General features: G+C 64.8%; 20 protein-coding genes. 12 read left to right on the top strand and 8 right to left on the bottom strand.

Annotated features, from left to right (window positions below; translation table 11 throughout):
* Positions 1 to 19: 19 nt before the first annotated feature.
* The 3 genes from ACLFKU_RS07895 to ACLFKU_RS07885 form a co-directional block, all read right to left on the bottom strand.
* Positions 20 to 1,420: a DHA2 family efflux MFS transporter permease subunit gene (locus tag ACLFKU_RS07895; protein ID WP_410848696.1), complete on the bottom strand. Its 1,401-nt coding sequence runs from the start codon at positions 1,418 to 1,420 to the stop codon at positions 20 to 22.
* Positions 1,421 to 1,475: 55 nt separating this feature from the next.
* The gene (locus ACLFKU_RS07890; protein WP_410848695.1) at positions 1,476 to 2,738 is read right to left on the bottom strand and encodes a multidrug effflux MFS transporter; all 1,263 of its coding nucleotides are present in this window, start codon (positions 2,736 to 2,738) and stop codon (positions 1,476 to 1,478) included.
* Positions 2,739 to 2,922: 184 nt separating this feature from the next.
* The gene (locus tag ACLFKU_RS07885; protein ID WP_368583404.1) at positions 2,923 to 3,147 is read right to left on the bottom strand and encodes a hypothetical protein; all 225 of its coding nucleotides are present in this window, start codon (positions 3,145 to 3,147) and stop codon (positions 2,923 to 2,925) included.
* Positions 3,148 to 3,333: 186 nt separating this feature from the next.
* Here ACLFKU_RS07885 and ACLFKU_RS07880 point away from each other — a divergent pair, with 186 nt between their 5' ends.
* Entirely contained in the window at positions 3,334 to 4,218 is an 885-nt protein-coding gene (locus ACLFKU_RS07880) for a LysR family transcriptional regulator (protein ID WP_410848694.1), read from the top strand.
* A 9-nt stretch (positions 4,219 to 4,227) separates the two neighbouring features.
* Here ACLFKU_RS07880 and ACLFKU_RS07875 read toward each other — a convergent pair whose 3' ends face one another.
* Positions 4,228 to 4,872, bottom strand: a complete 645-nt coding sequence (locus ACLFKU_RS07875; protein WP_410848693.1) for a glutathione binding-like protein — start codon at positions 4,870 to 4,872, stop codon at positions 4,228 to 4,230.
* A 74-nt stretch (positions 4,873 to 4,946) separates the two neighbouring features.
* Here ACLFKU_RS07875 and ACLFKU_RS07870 point away from each other — a divergent pair, with 74 nt between their 5' ends.
* Positions 4,947 to 5,660 (top strand): TetR/AcrR family transcriptional regulator, encoded by a 714-nt coding sequence (locus tag ACLFKU_RS07870; RefSeq protein ID WP_410848692.1) that lies wholly within the window; start codon positions 4,947 to 4,949, stop codon positions 5,658 to 5,660.
* A gap of 21 nt (positions 5,661 to 5,681) precedes the next feature.
* Here the strand turns inward: ACLFKU_RS07870 and ACLFKU_RS07865 are convergent, their stop codons facing one another.
* Complete coding sequence (locus ACLFKU_RS07865; protein WP_410848691.1) at positions 5,682 to 6,665, bottom strand: aldo/keto reductase; 984 nt, start codon at positions 6,663 to 6,665, stop codon at positions 5,682 to 5,684.
* A 164-nt stretch (positions 6,666 to 6,829) separates the two neighbouring features.
* Here ACLFKU_RS07865 and ACLFKU_RS07860 point away from each other — a divergent pair, with 164 nt between their 5' ends.
* From ACLFKU_RS07860 to ACLFKU_RS07835, 6 genes are all read left to right on the top strand, one after another.
* Positions 6,830 to 7,822, top strand: coding sequence for a LysR substrate-binding domain-containing protein (locus ACLFKU_RS07860; protein ID WP_410848690.1), 993 nt, complete (start codon positions 6,830 to 6,832; stop codon positions 7,820 to 7,822).
* A 120-nt stretch (positions 7,823 to 7,942) separates the two neighbouring features.
* On the top strand, positions 7,943 to 8,542 hold the full coding sequence (locus ACLFKU_RS07855) for a cytochrome b (protein WP_410848689.1): 600 nt from the start codon (positions 7,943 to 7,945) through the stop codon (positions 8,540 to 8,542).
* Between the two features lie 63 nt (positions 8,543 to 8,605).
* Positions 8,606 to 10,057, top strand: a complete 1,452-nt coding sequence (locus tag ACLFKU_RS07850) for a glycosyltransferase family 2 protein (RefSeq protein WP_410848688.1) — start codon at positions 8,606 to 8,608, stop codon at positions 10,055 to 10,057.
* A gap of 225 nt (positions 10,058 to 10,282) precedes the next feature.
* A complete protein-coding gene (locus ACLFKU_RS07845) occupies positions 10,283 to 11,473 on the top strand; it encodes a Rieske 2Fe-2S domain-containing protein (protein WP_410848687.1) in 1,191 nt (396 codons plus the stop codon).
* A 230-nt stretch (positions 11,474 to 11,703) separates the two neighbouring features.
* Positions 11,704 to 11,829, top strand: a complete 126-nt coding sequence (locus ACLFKU_RS07840; protein ID WP_368583395.1) for a hypothetical protein — start codon at positions 11,704 to 11,706, stop codon at positions 11,827 to 11,829.
* Positions 11,830 to 11,900: 71 nt separating this feature from the next.
* Positions 11,901 to 12,335, top strand: coding sequence for a rubredoxin (locus tag ACLFKU_RS07835; RefSeq protein WP_368583394.1), 435 nt, complete (start codon positions 11,901 to 11,903; stop codon positions 12,333 to 12,335).
* On the opposite strand, the gene ACLFKU_RS07830 is transcribed toward ACLFKU_RS07835, so the two are convergent.
* On the bottom strand, positions 12,332 to 13,186 hold the full coding sequence (locus ACLFKU_RS07830) for an oxidoreductase (RefSeq protein WP_410848686.1): 855 nt from the start codon (positions 13,184 to 13,186) through the stop codon (positions 12,332 to 12,334). The genes ACLFKU_RS07835 and ACLFKU_RS07830 overlap by 4 nt on opposite strands.
* Positions 13,187 to 13,393: 207 nt before the next feature.
* On the bottom strand, positions 13,394 to 14,332 hold the full coding sequence (locus tag ACLFKU_RS07825; RefSeq protein ID WP_410848685.1) for a LysR family transcriptional regulator: 939 nt from the start codon (positions 14,330 to 14,332) through the stop codon (positions 13,394 to 13,396).
* Between the two features lie 119 nt (positions 14,333 to 14,451).
* Here ACLFKU_RS07825 and lysA point away from each other — a divergent pair, with 119 nt between their 5' ends.
* Positions 14,452 to 15,708 (top strand): diaminopimelate decarboxylase, encoded by a 1,257-nt coding sequence (gene lysA / locus ACLFKU_RS07820; RefSeq protein WP_410848684.1) that lies wholly within the window; start codon positions 14,452 to 14,454, stop codon positions 15,706 to 15,708.
* 10 nt (positions 15,709 to 15,718) lie between these two features.
* Here the strand turns inward: lysA and ACLFKU_RS07815 are convergent, their stop codons facing one another.
* Entirely contained in the window at positions 15,719 to 16,639 is a 921-nt protein-coding gene (locus ACLFKU_RS07815) for a LysR substrate-binding domain-containing protein (RefSeq protein WP_410848683.1), read from the bottom strand.
* Positions 16,640 to 16,753: 114 nt separating this feature from the next.
* On the opposite strand from ACLFKU_RS07815, the gene ACLFKU_RS07810 reads away from it, so the two are divergent.
* The 3 genes from ACLFKU_RS07810 to ACLFKU_RS07800 all read left to right on the top strand — a co-directional run bounded on the left by ACLFKU_RS07810 (position 16,754) and on the right by ACLFKU_RS07800 (position 19,911).
* Positions 16,754 to 17,521: a transporter substrate-binding domain-containing protein gene (locus ACLFKU_RS07810; RefSeq protein ID WP_410848682.1), complete on the top strand. Its 768-nt coding sequence runs from the start codon at positions 16,754 to 16,756 to the stop codon at positions 17,519 to 17,521.
* Positions 17,522 to 17,557: 36 nt separating this feature from the next.
* Complete coding sequence (locus tag ACLFKU_RS07805) at positions 17,558 to 18,673, top strand: succinylglutamate desuccinylase/aspartoacylase family protein (protein ID WP_410848681.1); 1,116 nt, start codon at positions 17,558 to 17,560, stop codon at positions 18,671 to 18,673.
* 320 nt (positions 18,674 to 18,993) lie between these two features.
* Positions 18,994 to 19,911 carry a dihydrodipicolinate synthase family protein gene (locus ACLFKU_RS07800; RefSeq protein WP_368583387.1) on the top strand — a complete coding sequence of 306 codons (918 nt, stop codon included), beginning with the start codon at positions 18,994 to 18,996 and terminating at the stop codon, positions 19,909 to 19,911.
* Positions 19,912 to 19,985: the final 74 nt, after the last annotated feature.

Raw genomic sequence — 19,985 nt, 5'->3', positions numbered from 1 at the left:
GAATGTGCGCTCGGGCGTCCTACGCCCTGCGAACCCGAACCGGCAGACACATCGTCGCCGCAAAGCACAGCAAATGCAGCGCGGCTAGCAGCACGAACATCGGCAGAAATCGGCTGGGCTGTACATCCGAAGCACCATGCAGCGTCAACGCGATCGCCATCGAAAGCAGCGTCGTGGCGAACGGGCCGCCCACTCTCTGCGCGATGTTCAACGCCGTATTCGCGACCGCGAGCCGTTCTCTCGCGATCGACGAATACGCGGCCGAGATCGACGGCACGCTGATCGTTCCCTGACCGACGCCCGCAAGGAACAGACTGACAGCGGCCCATCCGGTGGAGAACGAAGCGATGCTCATCCACAGAAACACCAGCGTGCTCAGAAACGCCAGCAATGCGCCGCCCGCCGCGAGCGCGCGGCAACCGAGCCGCTCGGTCAACCAGCCGATCGGCGGGAACGAGCACATCATGCCGACGCCGGTCGCCGCGAGCAGGCCGCCCGCGTGCGCGGCCGACAAACCGCAGCCCGCGATCAGAAAAAGCGGCACTGCAAGCTGTCGTCCATACATGATCCCGTTCGCAGAGAACTGCGCGAGTGCCGCGACCGAGAACGTACGTCTTGCAAACATGCGCACGTCGATCAGCGCGGCATCGCCTTTGCGCAACGCGTACAGCACGAAGCCGGCGAGAAACACGGCGCCCGCAAGCAGCCACGCGAGGCCCACCGCGCGCAACGCGTTCTGAAGTCCATAGACGAGTGCGACCAGCCCGGGGGAGATCAGCGCGAAGCCGGTGAAATCGAACGGCCGCTTCTGCGACGCAGGGGTATCGTGCGGCAACAGCAACACCGCCATCGCAATGCCGACAGCGCCCACCGGCGCATTGATGAAGAACAGCCACGGCCAACTCGCGTGCGCGAGGACGAGCCCGGCCAGCACCGGGCCGAGAATCGGACCGAGCAGAATGGGCAGCGCGGTGAAGCCCATCACGCGCTCGAGGTTCCTGCCGGCCACTCGTCCGATCATCATCTGCGCCATCGGTACGAGCACACCGGCGACGAGGCCCTGGAAGATGCGCGCGCCGATCAGCTCGCCGATCGTCTGCGCCGCGCCGCACAGCATCGACGCTATCGTGAACGTCGAAAAGCAGAACAGGTACAGCCGCCTCGCGCCGATGCGGTCGACCAGCCAGCCGTTGAGCGGCAACATCAACGCCATCGCGAGCAGGTAGCCGCTGACGATCCACTGCGCGGTGGCGATCGACGCATCGAGCGTATGGCCGATCGTCGACAGCGACACGTTGACGAGCGTCGAGTCCATCTGCGACATGAACGAACCGGTCGACACGACCGCCACGACCTTCCACACGGTCGGATCGATCCGCTCGGAAGCGGACGCGCAGACGCGCTCGCGCATGCCGCTCATCGGTGCTCGCGTGTACAGATAAAGGTCTGGCGTTCGCTCAGGCTCATGTGCCGGCTCACGCTGCGTTACCGCTCGCGGTCGCCGCGGCCGCGGGCTGTACCTGCTCGAGATGGCGCAGCAGCTTCGTCACCATTACCACGACGACGAACGCGAGGACCACGAAGAACAGCGCGAGCGGCGTGAGCACCTGCACCGACACGAAGCCGGCCAGCCCCATCATCGCCGAGGACACCAGCAACAGCGCGCAGCCGAGAATCGCGCTCGTCAGCCCAGCGATGTGCGGAAACAGCGAGTTGCCCTTCGCCATCAGCGTCGGATACATCGCGCCGGCGCAGAAGCCCATCACGAGCACGGGTGTCGCGAGCGTCCACACGCGCAGACCGACCGTCAGCGCGAGCAGCAGCATCACAACCGAAGCGGCCGCCATCAGCCGCGCGCCGATGCGCAATCGCTGCTCGGCGCTCGGCAGACGCGGACCGTGCAGCCGATTCGACAGACCGCCAAGGAAGTACATCATGCCGATGCCGAGCGCGAGATAGCCGAAGAAGGTCGGCGGTTTGTGCAGCGTGGTCTGCACCATGAACGGCCCGACGATGTTGAACACGAGCAGGATGCTGTAGCACAGGCCCTGCGCGAGGAAACAGCTTTGGAACACGGGGCTCGCGAGCACCTTGCGCGCGTTTGCGGTCAGCGTGCGCGGTTCGAGATGCACGGGCTTGGGCAAAGTCTCGCGATAGCGCCACAACAGCGCCCACATCACCAGCGAATAGATCAGCAGGAACACGAGGCACGCGCGCCAGCCGAACGCCGTCTGCAGATGCGCGCCAATCACCGGCGCGACGATCGGCGCGAGCCCCCACGCGATCGACATGTAGGTGAACGCATGCAGCAACGCCTGACCCGCGAACGAATCGGTGATGATCGCCTTCGCGAGCAGGTTCGTGCTCGCGATGCCGAAGCCCTGCAACGCACGGGCGAGGATGAACGTCTCGAGATTCGGCGCCGCGAGCGACAGCAGGCAGCCGACCGTGTAGACCGTCAGGCCGAACGCGAGCACGCGCTTGCGGCCATACGCGTCGGCGATCGGACCGAAGATCAGCTGGCCGAACGCGTAGGCGGCCATGTAGCCGGTGACGCTGGTCTGGATCGCTTGCGGGGAGGTGCCGAAGTAGTGCGCCATCGCGGGCAGCGCGGGCACGTAGATGTCGATGGCGAGCTGTCCGGCGGATGCGAACAGGCAGATCAGGAACAACAGGAAGCGCGGCGAGTTCGGGGCGGAGTCGGCGGAGGCGGGTTGGTCGGCAGTAGCGTGGCTCATGGGTGCATCGAAAGGGAACACTGGCGGCGCGGGCATCGGCGCGTTCGGATATCGAACGGAAAAGACGCGGTGTCCGGCATTATCGCCGGGTATTGTGCCCGTGGTATCGCAGGAAGTGGGATATTCCCTGGCGGGGGTGTGGGATGGCGCGGCCGACCGGCGCGCTATCCCGCCGCAACGACGCTCATCTCGCGCAGTCTACGATCGACCGCAGCAACGCTCCCTGGTCCGCCGGGTCCTGGAAGAATGCGACGAAGCTCGCGTGTTCGTCGTTTGCGATGCGGCCGGAGCAGTCCTTGCCTTTGAGCGGAGGGCGAGACGCCGTCCAGATCATCGCCATCACGGCGAAGGCCAGCACGACGCCTGCAAAGACGAACCCGAGCAGCAACGACCTGGCGTCGTCCGACATTGCGTCCAGCCGAAGGAAAGCGTCTTGCGGCTCGCAACTTCTAGTTGAAGATGAGTTCATGCCGGTGGCCCGATAGTCAGCGTTGAAAAACCAGCGCCACCATCTTCCATCTGCACGTAAGATTGAAAAAGTTGAGTTTACTGATCGCCCGATTCAGCTTTTCTGACCCATGCCATTCCGACTCCGATGAGAGAAATCAGTCTCGACCGCCTGCGCACCCTCGTTGTCGTCGCCGACCTCGGCTCTTTTGCGGAGGCCGCCCGCGTTCTGCATCTCGCGCCACCCACGGTCAGTCTGCATATCGCGGATCTCGAAAGCCGCGTCGGCGCGCCGCTGCTGTCGCGCAAACGCGGCCAGGTGCGGGCATCGGCGATCGGGGAGACGCTGGTGGCGTATGCGCGTCAATTGCTGGCTGATGCCGAGCAGGCGTTGGAAGACGTGCGGCGACAGGTGGAAGGGCTCGGCGGACGGGTTCGGCTCGGCGCTTCCACCGCGGCCATCGCGAATCTGCTGCCGCAGGCGTTGGAACGGCTGGCCGACGAACATCCCGGCATCGACGTGCAAATTGCCGTATTGACTTCGCAGGAAACGCTGACGCGACTCGCGGACGAGTCGCTCGACGTCGGCATCGTGGCGCTGCCGCAAGCGCCGATACGCGGGCTATCGATCGAAAAATGGCGCCGCGATCCGGTGGTCGCATTCATGCCGGCCGGGTGGACGTGTCCGGCTCGCATCACGCCGCAATGGATCGCCGCGAAGCCGCTGATCCTGAACGACGCCACCACGCGGCTTTCCCGTTTGACGACGGAATGGTTCAGCGCGGCGGGGCAGCATCCCACGCCGCGCATTCAGCTCAACTACTCGGATGCGATCAAGAGCCTCGTGGCAGCGGGATACGGCGCTGCGCTGCTGCCGCAGGAAGCTGGTCGCTCAACGGCCGACGCACGCATCGTCACACGTCCGCTACGCCCGGCGTTATGGCGGCAGTTGGGCCTGGCCTTCCGCGCAGGTACGGTGGAGCGTCCGACTCAGTATGTGCTCGGCGTATTGCGGAGTTTGCGCTTGAGCTAGCGAGCAAGACTACGCGGCCGCGGCCTTGCGTCTGTCCTGTTCCTCGCGATAAAGCGCGTACTCTTCCGCCATCGCTTTGGCAACGGTTGGCCTACGCGCGGTGCGTTCATAGTACTGCTGCACGGATGGCCATTGCGCGAGCTCGACGCCACCATAGCGCGCCCAGTTCAACACGGTGACCAGATAAGCATCCGCGACGGAAAACCGCTCCAGCAAAAACTCGCGTCCATGCAGATGCTGCTCCAGCACGTTCAATCGCAACGCCACTTTCTTGTGGGTATAGCTAAGAACGTCGGCGGCCGCGTCCGGATCGAGCAGCGGCACGAGTACTCCCTTATGCAGTTCCGTGCTGATGAAGCCAAGCCACTCCTGCAATTTCGCGCGTTCCGCCGTGCCGGGCAGCGGCGCGAGCGCGGCTGCCGGAAAGGCGTCGGCCACATAAGGCAGGATCGCGGTGTTTTCGCGCAGCAGCCAACCCTCGTTGGTGCGAAGCACGGGGACCTGGCCTAACGGATTGATCGGATAGAAATCGGAGCCGTCGCGCAGCCGCTTGGATTTCGTGTCGACTTCGATAAAGCGCGCAGCGGCGCCCGCCTCGTAAAGCGAAATGCGCGTGGCGAGCGAACACGCGAGCGGCGAAAAATAAAGCTCCATGCTGATGTCTCCGGTTGTCGGTAAAGGTGTTTTTGTACTATAGTGAACAAAAATAGATCACGCCAGAGAATTTTATGCATACCGGTACAAAAACTGAGAAACGCTCGCGCGGACGACCGCGTAGCTACGATTCGCAACAGGCCCTGAACGATGCGCGCGACGCGTTCTGGTATGGCGGCTACTCGGGCACGTCGCTCGACGCGTTGAGCGAGGCGACCGGCATGAACCGGCCGAGCCTGTACGGCGCTTTCGGCGACAAGCACGCGCTGTATCTCGACACGCTCGATCGCTACATCGCGTTTGGCCGCGATGCGATGCAAGCCGCGCTGCATGGTGACCTGCCGCTCGCCGAGGCGTTGCTGGCCGTGTACGAAGGCGCGCTCGCGCTCTACTTTCCGCAAGGCGAGGTGGCGCGCGGATGCTTTCTGATCGGCACGGCGGCGGTGGAGTCGAGAGCGGATGCGCAAGTACGTGACAAGCTCGCGCACGGTCTCGCCACGTTCGATGCCGAGTTCGAGCGACGGTTCGAACGCGCGCAAGCGCAAGGCGAACTCGATGCGGCCGCGAGTCCCGCGCTGCTCGCCAAAGTCGCATCGGCGATTCTGCATACTCTCGCGCTGCGCTCGCGCGCGGGCGACTCGCGCGAATCGCTGCGCGCGACGGCGCAGGCTGGCGTCGCGCTGATCTGCGGGGCGCCGGGCAAGAAGCCAGGCAAACCATCGAGCAAGATGCCGGGCATAAAGCCAGGCAAACCGCCGGGCAAACCGCGGCACAGGCCTAAAAACTGAAGCGCCGCGACCGCGCACCGCCTAGCGGTTGATGAACCGCTGAAACTGCGCCGGATAGCGCTCGCCCGCCACCTTGATCTGCTCGAGCGCCGCTTCGATGTCGGCGAGATCCGCCGGCGTCAGCACGACACTGGCGGCGCCGAGGTTCTCCGCGAGGCGCGGCAGCTTCGTCGTGCCCGGAATCGGCACGATCCATGGCTTTTGCGCGAGCAGCCACGCTAGCGCGATTTGCGCGCGCGTCGTGCCTTTGCCGTCCGCGATCCGGCCGAGCACGTCGACGAGCGCTGCATTCGCTTTGCGGTTCTCTTCCGAGAAGCGCGGCGCGATATTGCGGAAATCGCTCTTGTCGAAGGTCGTGCGTTCGTCGATCGCACCGGTCAGAAAGCCCTTGCCGAGCGGGCTGAACGGCACGAAGCCGATACCGAGTTCTTCTAGCGTCGGCAGCACGCTGGCTTCGGGCTCGCGCCACCACAGCGAATACTCGCTTTGCAACGCCGGGACCGGCTGCACCGCGTGCGCGCGGCGGATCGACTCCACGCCCGCTTCGGACAGGCCGAAGTGCCCGACCTTGCCCGCGGCGATCAGATCTTTCACCGCACCGGCGACGTCCTCGAGCGGCACGTTCGGATCGACGCGATGCTGATAGAACAGATCGATGCGGTCGGTTTTTAGACGCTTCAACGCAGCCTCGGCGACAGCGCGAATGGTTTCGGGCCGGCTGTTGAGCGGCTTTTTCGTGTCGCCGTCCTGAAAGCCGAATTTGGTCGCGATCACCACCTGATCGCGAAACGGCGCGACCGCTTCGCCGACCAGCTCTTCGTTCACAAACGGACCATAGACCTCGGCGGTATCGAAGAACGTGACGCCTTGCTCGAAGGCCGCGCGGATCAGTTCGATGCCCGCCGCTTTTTCGGTGGCCGGGCCGTAGCCGAAGCTCAGGCCCATGCAGCCGAGGCCGAGCGCGGATACTTCGAGGCCGCTTTTACCGAGTTGACGTGTTTGCATACGACGCTCCAGTTGATGCGCCCGGCCCCGGCTGCTGCCGGGGTCACGACGCTTTGAATACGACACGAGCCACGCGAGCCGTGGCATTGGAAGCGAGTTTAGGTTGCTGTGTGCGGCTCAACAATCTCTCTATACTTGCATGAGGTATTGAATCGAATTCACAAATGACGAATTCCCGACTACCGCGCGCGGGCCTTGCCGAACTGACCGCCTTCATCACGATCGCCGAGCAGCGCAGCTTCAGCGCGGCCGCGCGGGTGCTCGGACTTTCGCCGTCGGCGTTGAGTCACGCGATGCGCAACATGGAGTCGCACCTCGACGTGCGGCTCTTCAATCGCACCACGCGTTCGGTCGCGTTGACGGAAGCTGGCGAGCAATTGCTACGGCGCGTGCGTCCGGCGCTAGCGGATCTCGACGACGCGGTCGGGGAAGTCACGGCCGCGCGCAACCGGCCGTCGGGCACGATCCGCATCAGCGCCTCGGAGGCGTCCGCGAAACAGCTCGTGCAACACGTGCTGCCGGATTTCTTTGCGCGCTATCCGGAGATTCACGTCGAGTTCGTGGTCGATTCGAGGCTCGTCGATATCGTCGCCGAAGGATTCGATGCGGGCATCCGCGTGCTCGAGGACGTGCCGCGCGACATGATCGCGGTCCGCTTCGGGCGCGACATGCGTCTGGTGGCGGTCGCGTCGCCCGAGTATCTCGCGCGTCATCCCGCGCCCAAGGCGCCGCACCATCTGATGCGCCACCGTTGCATTCGCTTTCGCTTTGAAAGCGGCACGCTGTATCGCTGGGACCTCACGCATCGCGGCAAGAGCGCAAGCATCGACGTCGACGGGCCGATGACGCTCGGCAATGTGAACCTTATGGTCGAAGCGGCGCTGGCCGGCATCGGCATCGCCTGGGTGCCGCTCGACCATGTGGCGGAACATGTCGCGAGCGGGCGGCTCGTGCAGTTGCTGGCGGAGTGGAGCCCGACCTTCGCGGGCTTGTGCCTGTACTACCCGGCCAACCGTCATCCGCCGGCCGCGCTGCGTTTGTTCGCCGACGCAGTGCGCGCTTGGGGCGAGCGGCAGTTGAGCGATGAGCGGGACAAGGACCCGCGACGTCCCGTCAAGCGAGCCGATGCCCGAAATCAGAAGCCCGAAACAAACTGAAACATGCACGTTAAGCGCTTTAGGGAATAAGACGGCAAACTTGGGCGTTTGCCTGATACCGGTAGCGTCGATTTCAAACCTCTTTCGCGGCATTCATCGCCTTCGTGAACGGAACTCCCTATGAACACCCGAGCGAACTCCCTGGCCGGTTCGACCGATGCGACTTACCCGCCGCGTTACACGCGTACCGCGATGACATTGCACTGGCTGATCGCGTTGCTGATGATCGTCAACGTCGTGCTGGCTCTGTCCGCTGATTCGCTGCCCGACGACTGGGTGCGTCCGGTGATCGACACGCACAAATCGATCGGCATCACGGTGCTCGGGCTCGCGGTGCTGCGCATCCTGTGGCGCGTGTCGCACAAGCCGCCGCCGTTGCCGCGCGAGTTTCCGTCGTGGGAAAAGATGGCCGCCCATCTCGCGCACTTCGCGCTGTATTTGCTGATGATTGCGTTGCCGCTGTCCGGCTGGCTGCACGATTCGGCGTGGAAGGACGCGGCCACGCATCCGATGCAGTGGTTCGGCCTGTTCCAATGGCCGCGCATCGGCTACGTGATGCACCTCGACCCGGCATTGAAAGAGACATTGCACGATCGCTTCGGCGCGCTGCATACGTGGCTCGGCTATACGCTTTATGCGTTGCTGGCGATGCATATCGGCGGCGCGCTCAAGCATGAATGGCTCGATCGTAAATCGGTGTTGAAGCGCATGAAGCCGTGAAGCCGCGGCACGAACACGGTTTCAACAACCAACGGCCAACAGCCCCAACCTGACATATTCGCTTTGAAGAAGACCCTCGAACAGGCACTCGCAGCCGCGTCGCCACGCATCCTGCCGCGTCGCGCGACGCTATGGAGCACGCTGATCCATTCCAGCGTCGTCGTGCTGTGGGCGCTGCTGTTCGCGCGGGCGTTCTTTCTGCGCGGTGCGCTTGCGTGGTCGACCGGTATTGCATATGTCATCTATGACACGTTGCTGCTCGCGTTCGTCACGTGGAAATCGTTGCCGCTCACGCGCCGCACGGCGCCGCTCGAAGCCGACTACGAACGGCGCGAACTGCCGGGCATGGGTGTGATCGTCGCGTCGCATAACGAGGCGGCCGTGTTGCCGGTCACGCTCGCCGCTCTGCTGCGGCAAACGCATGGCCCGGCGCAGATCGTGATCGCCGACGACGGCTCCACCGACGCCACCGCCGACCTGCTCACGCAACGCTTCGGCCTCACGCCCGCCGCCGAAGGCGTGCTGAGCGCGCCGAGTTCGCTGCATCCGAATCTGTTCTGGCTGCGCGTGCCGCACGGCGGCAAGGCGCGCGCGCTGAACGCCGCGATCACCGTGATGACGACCGATACCGTGATGACCGTCGACGCCGACACGCTGCTCGACGACGACGCAACCTATGCGATGCGCGCCGCGTTCGCGAGCGAACCATCGCTCGTCGCGGCGGCGGGCATTCTCGTGCCGGTCTGCGGCAAGTCGCTGTCGGGCCGCGTGTTCCAGTGGTTCCAGACCTACGAGTACATGCGCAACTTCATCGCGCGATTCGCGTGGATGCGTGCGGACAGCCTGCTGCTGATCTCGGGCGCATTCGCGTCGTTCCGCCGCGATGCGCTTGTCGCGGTCGGCGGCTTCGATCCGCAGTGCCTGGTCGAGGACTACGAGCTGATTCACCGGCTGCGCCGCTATTCGATCGATCACGAGCTCGGCTGGGACGTGCGCGTGGTCGGCGAAGCGCACGCGCGCACCGATGCGCCCGACACCCTCGCAAGCTTTCTGCGCCAGCGCCGCCGCTGGTTCGCGGGCTTCCTGCAGACGCAGTACTGGAACCGCGACATGACCGGCAATCCGCGCTACGGCACGCTGGGCATGCTGATGCTGCCGATCAAGGCGATCGATACGATGCAGCCGATCTACGGCCTCACGGCATTCGCATTGCTACTCGGTTTTCTATTCGGCGGACACGGCGCGATCGTCGTGTCGATCTTCAGCGTGATCGGTCTGAAAACGGCGATCGACCTGGCGTTTTATCTGTGGAGCATCCATCTGTACCGGCGCTGGACCAACGAGCGCAGCGGCAACAGCCTCGGCATGGCGATGCTCGCGGCCGTCGCCGAGCCGTTCACGTTTCAGCTCGCGCGTCATCTGGGCGCCGCGCTCGGCTGGCTGCAGTTTTTGCGCGGCGGCCGCGCATGGGGCGTGCAACGGCGCACCGGACTGGTCGCAGGCGACGAGGATTGAGCAAGTCGATGGACAGCTCATAACCCAGGTCAATGTTTCTGTAGGGCGGGTGTGGTAAAGGTAGATTCTTCACGCCCATGCCGCTGATGCGCAACGTGTGCTGCGACGCATCGCGCATGCCCGCGACAGTGCCATGCGGCGGCCGCATCAAGTAGACTGGTGAAGATGCCGCACTGCCATGCAGCGCGGTAACCTTCTATCCGCTCGTGCACGGAGGCTTGACCTATGCATGCAGTTCCCCCGCTAGAACAGGAACAGGAAATCGCCGGCGCCGCGCTTGCCGCCGCGCCTGCTCAAGCCACTCACGACGCGCCGGTGCGTGATCTGCGCCGCGTCGCCATTCATCCCGATTACTGGTACCCGCTCGCGTGGTCGCATGAAGTGAAGCGCGGCAAGACGCACGGCGTGACCTTCGCCGGCGATCCGATCGTGCTCGCGCGCACCGAGAGCGGCAAGGTGTTCGCGCTCGAAGACCGTTGTGCGCATCGGCAGGTGCCGCTGCATCAGGGCGTGGTCGACGGTGAATCGATTCGCTGCGGCTATCACGGCTGGACCTACGACTGCTCGGGCACCTGCATCGACGTGCCGTACCTCGGCCGCGAGCGTTTGCCGAACGGCGTGCGCTCTTATCCGTGTCAGGAAGTGGAGGGACTGATCTTCGTGTTTCCCGGCGATGCCGCGCTCGCCGACGAACGGCCGCTGCCGGACTTTCGTTCGGTGTCGGACCCGAAGTACAAGACGCGCCGCTTCGGCCGTCCGGTCAAGTGTCATTATTCGTTCATGCACGAGAACCTGATGGACATGAATCACCAGTTCCTGCATCGACGCCAGATGGGGCAGATGCGCGCGCGTTCGCTCGGGCGGCGGCGCGGTGAGGGCTGGGTCGAGATCGACTATACGTTCGCGCGGATGGCGGGCCAGCAGCCGATTGGCGAGGCGATGGTGTTCGGCGAGCGGCGCAAGACCGGTGGCTTCAACCACAAAGACGTGATGACGATCCGCACCGAATACCCGTACCAGACCCTGCAGATCCGCAACAACGACAAGACGCTGGTGATGGACCTGTGGATCGTCTATGTGCCGCTCGATCGCGAGCAGCGCACCAACCGGACCTTCGGGCTGCTGTCGATCCGCAAACCCGGCATTCCGGGCGTGATGAATCTTGCATGGCCGCTGCTGGTGTGGTTCACCGAGCGCATTTTCAAGGAGGATCGCGAGATCGTCGAGGCGGAGCAGCGCGCCCACGATTCGCAGGGAGCCGACTGGAATCACGAGGTATTCCCGGTCATCAACGACCTGCGCGCGCTGTTGCGCGAGTGCGGCGCGCCGGACAAGGTGGTCGGCGCGGGCACTGGCGATACCTCGGTGATCCGCTTCTGGGATTCGCGTCACGGCAATCCGCTCGCGAAGACCTGAGCGCAGCGCGGCGCGCTGCGGGTGTGTTCACCGGCGCCGCGCAAGCGGTCCCGCCACGGCTTTCTCCCTCGCTGGGAATTAATCCATCTCCGCACGGTAGACAATGCGCGGCGCGCAAGCGGCGATAATGTCGCACGGTACCGTTATTGCTCGCGAGTTTGCGCCAATCGACATTCGTCGCGTCTGCGCCCGTGTACCATTGCGCTTTTTCCGAACTTCAAGACTCGCTCGTGACCACGCAACAATCCCCCACCGCCTCGCGTAAATCCCTCACTCTGCTGCAACTGCTTGGCCTGATCGGCGCCGCGGGCCTGATCGCGTCGTACGCGCTGAACCTGCTGTTACAGGCGCACTGAAGCAGCGCCCGCGTCGCGCGGGCAGCCTTTCGCCGGCGCGCGTCGCCGGCTTTCTCGAGATTCCGATTGCCATGTACAAGAAGGGCGTAGCCGTAGAAATCCAGTTTTCCCCCGAGCGGCTCAACGACGGCGCCGGCGATCCGTACTGGATCGATCTGACGCACGACGAAGCGCAGCGCCTGCTCGACAGTCTGCAGGCGCGGCTCGCGGGAACTGGCAGCGGCACGGTCGCGCCGCTCGTCGTGAGCCTCGATGCGACGGCGCGCACGACCGCGGCGGATGCCGCCGTGCTCGACACGCCCGATGCGCCGTCGGCCGCGAACGCCGCCGCGGCCGTCGAGTTCAAGCAATGGGTCTGCGTGATCTGCGGCTGGGTCTACGACGAAGCCGCCGGCGTGCCGGAAGAGGGCATCGCGCCGGGCACGCGCTGGGCCGATGTGCCGGCCGACTGGCGCTGCCCGCTGTGCGATGTGGGCAAGGACGATTTTGCGCTGGTGGAGTTTTAAGGGTTCCCTTCCGGATAATCCGCGCCCTCGGTCGTCGCTCGCCAGGTGTCGAAATCGCCGCGCATGAAATCGAGCTTCTTGTACGCGAGATCGAGCGCGGCCTTGCCGAGCAGCAGACGCAGCGGCGGCGCGTCCGACAACGCCGCATCGATGATCGCCTGCGCGGCGCGTACCGGGTCGCCGGCCTGCTTGCCGCTGCGCGCTTCGGTCTGCTTGCGGCGCTCGCCGGCGGTCGACGCGTAGTCGTCGATCAGCGTCGCCGACTGCTTGATCGACGGCCCCGCCCAGTTGGTGCGGAACGGCCCCGGCTCGACGATCAGTACGCCGATGCCGAGCGGCTTCACTTCCAGCGCCAGCGACTCCGACAGCCCCTCGACCGCGTACTTGGTCGCATGATAAAAGCCGGTCGCCGCGAAACTCGTAATGCCGCCGATCGACGACACGTTGACGATCAAACCGCTGCGCTGCTCGCGCATGATCGGCAGCACGGCCTTCGTGATGTCGATGAGACCGAACACGTTGGTCTCGAACATCGCGCGCACTTCGCTGTCGTCGCCTTCCTCGATTGCGGCCAGATAACCGTAGCCCGCGTTGTTGACGAGCGCGTCGATGCGGCCGAAATGGCGTTTCGCCTGCGCGACCACGGTTTCGATCTGCGCGCGATTGGTCACGTCGAGCGGCAGCACCAGCGCGCGCTCGCCGTGCCCCTCTGCGATGTCCTTCACTTTCGCTGCATCGCGCGCGGTGACGACCGCGCGCCAGCCACGTTCGAGCACGAGCTTCGCGAGCTCGCGGCCGAAACCGGTGGAACAGCCTGTGATCAGCCAGACGGGATTGTCTCGATTCATCATGTGGAACACTCCTGTTGAGGGTCTATGACGTGAAGACTCGAAAACGGCGCGCCGATGCGGCGCGAACGCGCGGCGCGTCGGTAATCGGTATGCGGGTGACGTCAGCTTGCAGCGTGCCCGGCTCGCGCGGCGGATGATTCGGGCGGTGGCCCCGCGCGAGCGCGCGTGCTGCTGAGCGGATTCGCCGGGTGACGAGGCGGGGCGCCGCTATGACTGCGAGGACCGCGTGGGGCTAGTGTGACGTTTCAATTGTAGTCGCAGCGCGGCGGCTTCGCTTTGCAGCGCGCCGACGAACGCGTCCGCGAGCGGATGCGCGGGCCGGTGCTCGGGACGGATCACGCTGACGCGAAACGGCAGCGATAACGCGAGCGGCCGGATATGCAGATTGCGGCCCGCGAAATCGAGGGCGGTCAGCGGATTGACGATCGCGATGCCGAGCCCTTGCCGCACGAAGCTGCACACTGACACCGCGGTCGGTGTTTCGAACAACAGGCGGCGCGCGATGCCAGCCCGCGCGAACGCTTCGTCGATCTGCAGCCGGTAGGGATCGTTGGCGGACAGGCTGATGAACGCCTGATCCGCTAAGTCTTTCAATGCAATCACACGTTTCGCGAGCAGCGGGTGAGCGTCGGGCAGCACGCATACTTCATCGACGGCGATCAGCGGCGTGAGCCGCGTGCCGGGCGGCGGCGCGTCGTGCTCGGTGAGGCCGAGGTCGTAGCGCTGCGCGGTCAGCCATTCTTCGAGAAACGGCGACTCCTGCGTCGCGATCGAAACGCTGACACCCGGCTGGGCATCGTGAAAGCGTTTGACGGCGCCCGGCAGGATCGAATGCGAAAACACCGGCAGCGCGATCACGGACAGCTGGCCGCCCTTGAATTCGCGCAGCGCGGCCGCCGTCGACGCGACGCGCTCTAGCCCGACATACGCGCGCTGAATCTCGTCGAACAGCGTCAGCGCGGATTGCGTTGGGCGCAACCGGCCCTGCACGCGTTCGAACAACGCGAAGCCGATGCTCTGTTCCATGCGGGCGAGTTCGCGGCTCACGGTGGGCTGCGACGTGAACAGCATCTCGGCTGCCTTGGTGACGCTGCCGGCCGTCATCAGCGCGCGGAAGATTTCGATGTGCCGGTGCGTGAGCGCCATGTGGGTTTGGGATATATCAGAAGTGAATAGATCAGCGATAGATTGGTATTTTACTGAATGATCGCCGCGGCTCATCATGTCGGCTACCGCTTTCACAAAGCTTCGACATGCAACCGACCATGACGCCATTCAACCCCCATCAACTCGCCGGGCTCGCGCGCCAGCACGGCACGCCGCTATGGGTGTACGACGCCGACACGATCCGCCAGCGCATCGCGCAGTTGCGCAGCTTCGACACGATCCGTTACGCGCAGAAGGCCTGTTCGAACGTGCACATCCTGAAGCTGATGCGCGACGAAGGCGTGATGGTCGATGCAGTCTCTGTAGGCGAACTGGCGCGCAGTTTTGCGGCGGGGTTTGCGGCTCGACCTGCGTCGCACGACGCACCCGAAGGCGTGGTATTCACCGCCGACGTGCTCGACCATGCGACGCTGGCCACCGTGCTCGACGAGCGGATCACGGTCAACGCCGGCTCGCTCGACATGCTCGACCGGCTCGGACGGCATGCGAGCGAAGGCCATCGCGTGTGGCTGCGGATCAACCCAGGCTTCGGTCACGGCCATAGCAGCAAGACCAACACTGGCGGCGAGCACAGCAAGCACGGCATCTGGCGCGACGACCTGCCACGCGCGCTCGAACTGGTGCGGCGCTATCGGCTGAAGCTCGTCGGGCTGCACATGCATATCGGCTCCGGTGTCGACTACGCGCATCTCGCGAAAGTCTGCGACGCGATGGTCGATGCAGTGTCTGAACTCGATGAGGATATCGAGGCGATTTCCGCGGGCGGTGGTTTGTCGGTGCCGTATCGCGACGGCGAGCCGAGCGTCGATACCGCGCATTACTTCCGGCTGTGGGACGATGCGCGGCGGCGCATCGAAGGGCGCGTTGGGCATCGTGTGCGGCTCGAAATCGAACCCGGGCGCTTTCTGGTCGCGCGGGCAGGGGGGCTGGTCGCCGAAGTGCACGCGCTGAACCGGCGGCCGTCGCGGCAATTCGCGCTGCTCGACGCGGGCTTCAACGACCTCGTACGGCCATCGTTCTACGGCAGCCATCACGAGATCAGCGTGCTTAGGCGCGACGGCACGCCGAGCGATGCGCCGGTCGACTGGTTGAGCGTGGCGGGGCCGTTGTGCGAGGCCGGCGACGTGTTTACGCAGGCGGAAGGCGGAGTCGTGACGAGCCGCTCGATGCCCGCGCCTCAAGTAGGCGACCTGCTCGTGTTTCACGATGCGGGCGCGTACGGCGCGTCGATGTCATCGAACTACAACAGCCGGCCGCTTGCTCCCGAGGTGCTGATCGAGCGCGGCAATGCGCGGCTGATCCGGCGCAGGCAGCGCATCGAAGAATTGATCGCGCTCGAAGAAACGGCGGGTTGAACTTCAAAGCTCAACGCGCCCGCACCGTGCGCGTGTACGACGCGATCATCGTCGCGAACTCCTGCGCGGCTGGCGTCAGCGGAATCGCCGCGCGTTGCAGCAGACACACGTTCTGCTGCAATGCGCGCTCGCGCACCGGGATCGTCGTCAGCATGTCCGCGAACGGCCCGCGCTTCGTGATGACCGACGATTCGAGCGACAGGCAATCCGTCGCGCCTACCAGATGCAACGTCTCGTATAAGCCCTCGACGGTCGCGACGATCTTCGGCGGCGGCAAACCGTGGCTGTCGAACAGATGGCTCAGGCGGTTGACGTGCGGCTCCTCGGTCAGATTCGGCGAGCGCGTCGTCACCCACGTGCAATCGACGAGCTCGGCGAGCGACTTCGCGCCCGCCTTCGGATGACCACGCCGGCACACGATCACCGGGTCGGACGGATAGAGCGGCGTGACCGACAGATCGGCGGTATCGGTCTGCTTCGAAACGAGCGCGACCGCGAAATCCAACGTGCCTTCGCGGATCCACGAAATCATCATGCGCGACGTGCCCGTGCGCAGATGCACGGCGACGCGCTCGAAGCGTGCACGAAATTCCATCAGCACCGGCGCGAACGCGTCGACGAGCGGCTCGGTCGTCATGCCGAACGTCAACTCGCCCACGTAGTCGCCGCGCAACTGACGCACGTCCTCCTCGGCCCGCTCGCATTCGCCGAGGATCGCGCCGGCCCGCTGCAGCAGCCGCTGGCCCAGCGCGGTCAGCGCAATGCCGCGATTGGTGCGCGTGAACAACGTTGCGCCGAGCATCGATTCGAGGTTCTGCAACTGCTGCGTGATGCCGCTTTGGGCGATGCCGAGCGCGCGCGACGCCGCGCGGATGCTGCCATGCTCGGCGACCGCCGTGAACGCGCGCAACTGCGAAATCGTCAATGCCATGGCGTCAGGGTCCGGTGATCGGTAAAAGTGATCATGATAGTCCGAACGAGACTTCTTTGAGGCGCGGCGGCAGCTTACGATCGCGCTGTCCTGATCCGCTCCCCGTCGCCTTCCATGAAAACTCTGCTGATGACTCTTTGCGCCGCGCTGGCTTTCAGCAACGGCGCGTTCGCCGCTGACGCCAACACATTGCGCCTCGGCATCGACCCGACCTATCCGCCGATGGACTCGAAGGCACCCGACGGCAGCCTGAAGGGCTTCGACGTCGATCTCGGCAACGAGATTTGCCGGCGCATCCACGCGCATTGCCAGTGGGTCGAACTCGAGTTTTCGGGCATGATCCCGGCGCTGCAGGCACGCAAGATCGACGCGGTGCTGTCGTCGATGGCGATCACCGAGAAGCGCGAGCAGCAGATTCTGTTTTCGTCGAAGCTGTTCCAGTTCAAGTCGCGGCTGATCGCGCGGCAAGGCTCAGCGCTCGCGCCTACGGCGAGCGGACTTGCCGGCAAGCAGATCGGCGTGCAGTCGGGCACGCAGTTCGAGGGCTACGCGCTAAAGAACTGGACGCCGCTCGGCGCGAACGTGGTCGCCTACAAGAGCCAGGACGAGGTGTTCGCCGATCTGCGCAACGGGCGGCTCGACGGTGCGTTGCTCGGCACCGTCGAGGCCGATTACGGCTTCCTGCGCACGCCCGCGGGCAAGGGCTTCGCGTTTGTCGGCGAGCCGCTTTCGATGGGCGATCGCGGCGTCGGCATCGGCTTACGCAAAGACGAAACCGGGGTGCAGGCATCGATCAACGCGGCGATCGCGTCGATGCGCGAGGACGGCACCTATGCGCGGATTGCGAAGAAGTACTTCGACTTCGATCCGTACGGCAACTGATGCGGATTTCCAACTCATCTTCGCAGCTTTCCATTCATGAACAGGCAATCGATTCCGCTTCTGTCGCCGGCTATCGGCACGCACCGCGAGCTGGTGTCGTTTCATTTCGGCCCGGCCAATAGCGCGCAGAAGATCTACATCCAGGCGTCGCTGCATGCCGACGAAACACCGTCGATGCTGACCACGGTGCTGCTGAAACGGCGTTTGCTGGAGCTCGAACAGGCCGGCGCGCTGAATGCGGAAATCGTGCTCGTGCCGCTGTCGAATCCGGTCGGGCTCAGTCAATACGTGCTCGGTCAGTTCGTCGGCCGCTTCGATCTCGGCAGCGGCAAGAACTTCAACCGGCATTTCGTGCAGTTCACGAAGCTCGTCGAGAATGCAAAGGAGGTGCTGGGTACCGACGCGAACGAGAACCGCCGCATCGTGCGCGCACTGCTCGCGGCCGAACTTGCGCGACAGAAGCCGCTGACCGAATTCGACTCGCTGCAACTGGCGCTGCTGAAGCTGTCGTGCGACGCGGACGTCGTGATCGATCTGCATTGCTCGCTCGAAGCGGCGATGCATGTGTACACGAGCGAGGCAGCGTGGGCCGAGTTCGAGCCGCTGTCGCGCTACCTCGGCGCCGAGGCTTCGTTGCTCGCGACGGATTCGGGCGGCGGCGCGTTCGACGAAACGCATAGCCTACTGTGGTGGACGTTGCAGCAGCAGATGCCGGCGAGTAAGCCGGTGCCGACCGGGTCGATCGCGGTGACGGTCGAATGCCGCGGCCAGCGCGACGTGTCGTACGAAATCGCGCAGCAGGATGCCGACGCGCTCGTCGACTATCTGGTGTGGCGCGGTGCGATTCGCGGTGAGGCCAAGCCGTTGCCGCCGCTGTTGTCGCCGGCGACGCCGCTCGCGGGCAGCGAGCAGTTCTATGCGCCGGTAAGCGGGATTCTCGTGCACCGCGCGAAGATCGGCGACACGATCCGCGTCGGCCAGCCGCTCTTCGATATCGTCGATCCGCTGACCGACGAGACGACCACGATCGCGAGCCATACCGAAGGGGTGCTGTATATGCGGCGCGCGATCCGTTTCGTGACGGCCGGTGCGCCGCTCGGTCGCGTGACCGGCACGCGGCCGATCAGAACGGGTGTATTGTTGGGCGCCTGATCGTTTGACGGAGGCGCGTGCCTCGTCGCACCGCCTACGCGCGGGCGGCACGAGTTACACGCATCGCGTGCCGCTATGCCGTACTCGGCATCCAGGACCGCGTCGACGCATCGCGCGACGGCGCTCACATGCGCCGCTGCAGCGTTGCCGTGAAGTTGAATGGCGCGACCCGACGCGGCCATTCCGCGTCTCGCCGATTGTGCGGATTTAATCTCTTTCAGCCGCGAAAAAGCCCAAGCCCGCTTGCGGACAAAGGCCGATACTCGTCGTCATACTCAACGTGAGTCGGCGCGGCCGGCTTTTTGAAGGAGACGGACAAAGTGAGCAAGGCTATCCAATGGAGCGGGGTGTTTCCCGCCGTCAGCACCCAGTTCAAGCCGGATTTCTCGCTCGACATCGACGCGACGCACCGCGTGGTCAGCAATCTCGTCAAGGATGGCGTGTCGGGTCTGGTGGTCTGCGGCACGGTCGGTGAAAACACTTCGCTGAGCACGTCGGAAAAGTTGCAGGTGATCGAGGCCGCGCGCGACGCGTCCGGCGGCAAGGTGCCGGTCGTCGCGGGCGTCGCCGAATTCACGACCGAGTTCGCGCGGCAGACGGTGCGGGAAGCGGCGCGTGTCGGCGTCGACGGCGTGATGGTGATGCCGGCGCTTGTCTATTCCGCGAAGCCGCACGAAACCGCCGCGCATTTCCGCTCGGTCGCGACCAGCACCGACCTGCCGGTGATGATCTACAACAACCCGCCCATCTACAAGAACGACGTGACGCCGGACGTGCTGATCGCGCTGCAGGACTGCGAGAACATCGTCTGCTTCAAGGATTCCTCGGGCGATACGCGGCGCTTCATCGATCTGCGCAACGCGGTGGGCGACCGCTTCGTGCTGTTCGCCGGCCTCGACGACGTGGTGGTCGAAAGCATCGCGGTGGGTGCGGAAGGTTGGGTGTCGGGGATGTCGAACGCGTTCCCGAAGGAAGGCGAGACGCTGTTTCGCCTCGCCACGCAGAAGCGTTTCGATGAAGCGTTGGCGCTGTACAGCTGGTTCATGCCGCTGTTGCACCTCGACGCGCGCCCCGACCTCGTGCAATGCATCAAGCTGTGCGAGGAACTGCTCGGCCGAGGCAGCGCCGTTACGCGTCCGCCGCGCCTCGCGCTGCAAGGCGACACGCTCGCCGAAGTCAAAGACATCGTCGCGAAGGCGCTCGCTACGCGTCCGACGCTGCCGGACGTTGGTCTTTAGGAACGCCTGAAAGACATCGGCATCCTGTCCGCCTGGTAGGGGAAACAGGATGCCGAACCCCCACCGCGAGCGCT

This window comes from Paraburkholderia sp. EG304 (assembly GCF_046543485.1).
Classification (GTDB): domain Bacteria; phylum Pseudomonadota; class Gammaproteobacteria; order Burkholderiales; family Burkholderiaceae; genus Paraburkholderia; species Paraburkholderia youngii.
Note: the sequence above shows the minus strand (reverse complement) of the source record. Positions and strands in the feature narration are given on the sequence as shown.

Bases quoted from the DNA above. Each gene is read 5' to 3' on its own strand.
- ACLFKU_RS07825 (WP_410848685.1), bottom strand. From the start codon at position 14,332: ATGGCGCTCACGCACCGGCACATCGAAATCTTCCGCGCGCTGATGACG.
- ACLFKU_RS07860 (WP_410848690.1), top strand. From the start codon at position 6,830: ATGACGAATTCCCGACTACCGCGCGCGGGCCTTGCCGAACTGACCGCC.
- ACLFKU_RS07815 (WP_410848683.1), bottom strand. From the start codon at position 16,639: ATGGCATTGACGATTTCGCAGTTGCGCGCGTTCACGGCGGTCGCCGAG.
- ACLFKU_RS07805 (WP_410848681.1), top strand. From the start codon at position 17,558: ATGAACAGGCAATCGATTCCGCTTCTGTCGCCGGCTATCGGCACGCAC.
- ACLFKU_RS07835 (WP_368583394.1), top strand. From the start codon at position 11,901: ATGTACAAGAAGGGCGTAGCCGTAGAAATCCAGTTTTCCCCCGAGCGG.
- ACLFKU_RS07865 (WP_410848691.1), bottom strand. From the start codon at position 6,665: ATGCAAACACGTCAACTCGGTAAAAGCGGCCTCGAAGTATCCGCGCTC.
- ACLFKU_RS07885 (WP_368583404.1), bottom strand. From the start codon at position 3,147: ATGTCGGACGACGCCAGGTCGTTGCTGCTCGGGTTCGTCTTTGCAGGC.
- ACLFKU_RS07895 (WP_410848696.1), bottom strand. From the start codon at position 1,420: ATGAGCGGCATGCGCGAGCGCGTCTGCGCGTCCGCTTCCGAGCGGATC.
- ACLFKU_RS07845 (WP_410848687.1), top strand. From the start codon at position 10,283: ATGCATGCAGTTCCCCCGCTAGAACAGGAACAGGAAATCGCCGGCGCC.
- ACLFKU_RS07810 (WP_410848682.1), top strand. From the start codon at position 16,754: ATGAAAACTCTGCTGATGACTCTTTGCGCCGCGCTGGCTTTCAGCAAC.
- ACLFKU_RS07855 (WP_410848689.1), top strand. From the start codon at position 7,943: ATGAACACCCGAGCGAACTCCCTGGCCGGTTCGACCGATGCGACTTAC.
- ACLFKU_RS07870 (WP_410848692.1), top strand. From the start codon at position 4,947: ATGCATACCGGTACAAAAACTGAGAAACGCTCGCGCGGACGACCGCGT.
- ACLFKU_RS07890 (WP_410848695.1), bottom strand. From the start codon at position 2,738: ATGAGCCACGCTACTGCCGACCAACCCGCCTCCGCCGACTCCGCCCCG.
- ACLFKU_RS07830 (WP_410848686.1), bottom strand. From the start codon at position 13,186: ATGATGAATCGAGACAATCCCGTCTGGCTGATCACAGGCTGTTCCACC.
- lysA (WP_410848684.1), top strand. From the start codon at position 14,452: ATGACGCCATTCAACCCCCATCAACTCGCCGGGCTCGCGCGCCAGCAC.
- ACLFKU_RS07880 (WP_410848694.1), top strand. From the start codon at position 3,334: ATGAGAGAAATCAGTCTCGACCGCCTGCGCACCCTCGTTGTCGTCGCC.
- ACLFKU_RS07875 (WP_410848693.1), bottom strand. From the start codon at position 4,872: ATGGAGCTTTATTTTTCGCCGCTCGCGTGTTCGCTCGCCACGCGCATT.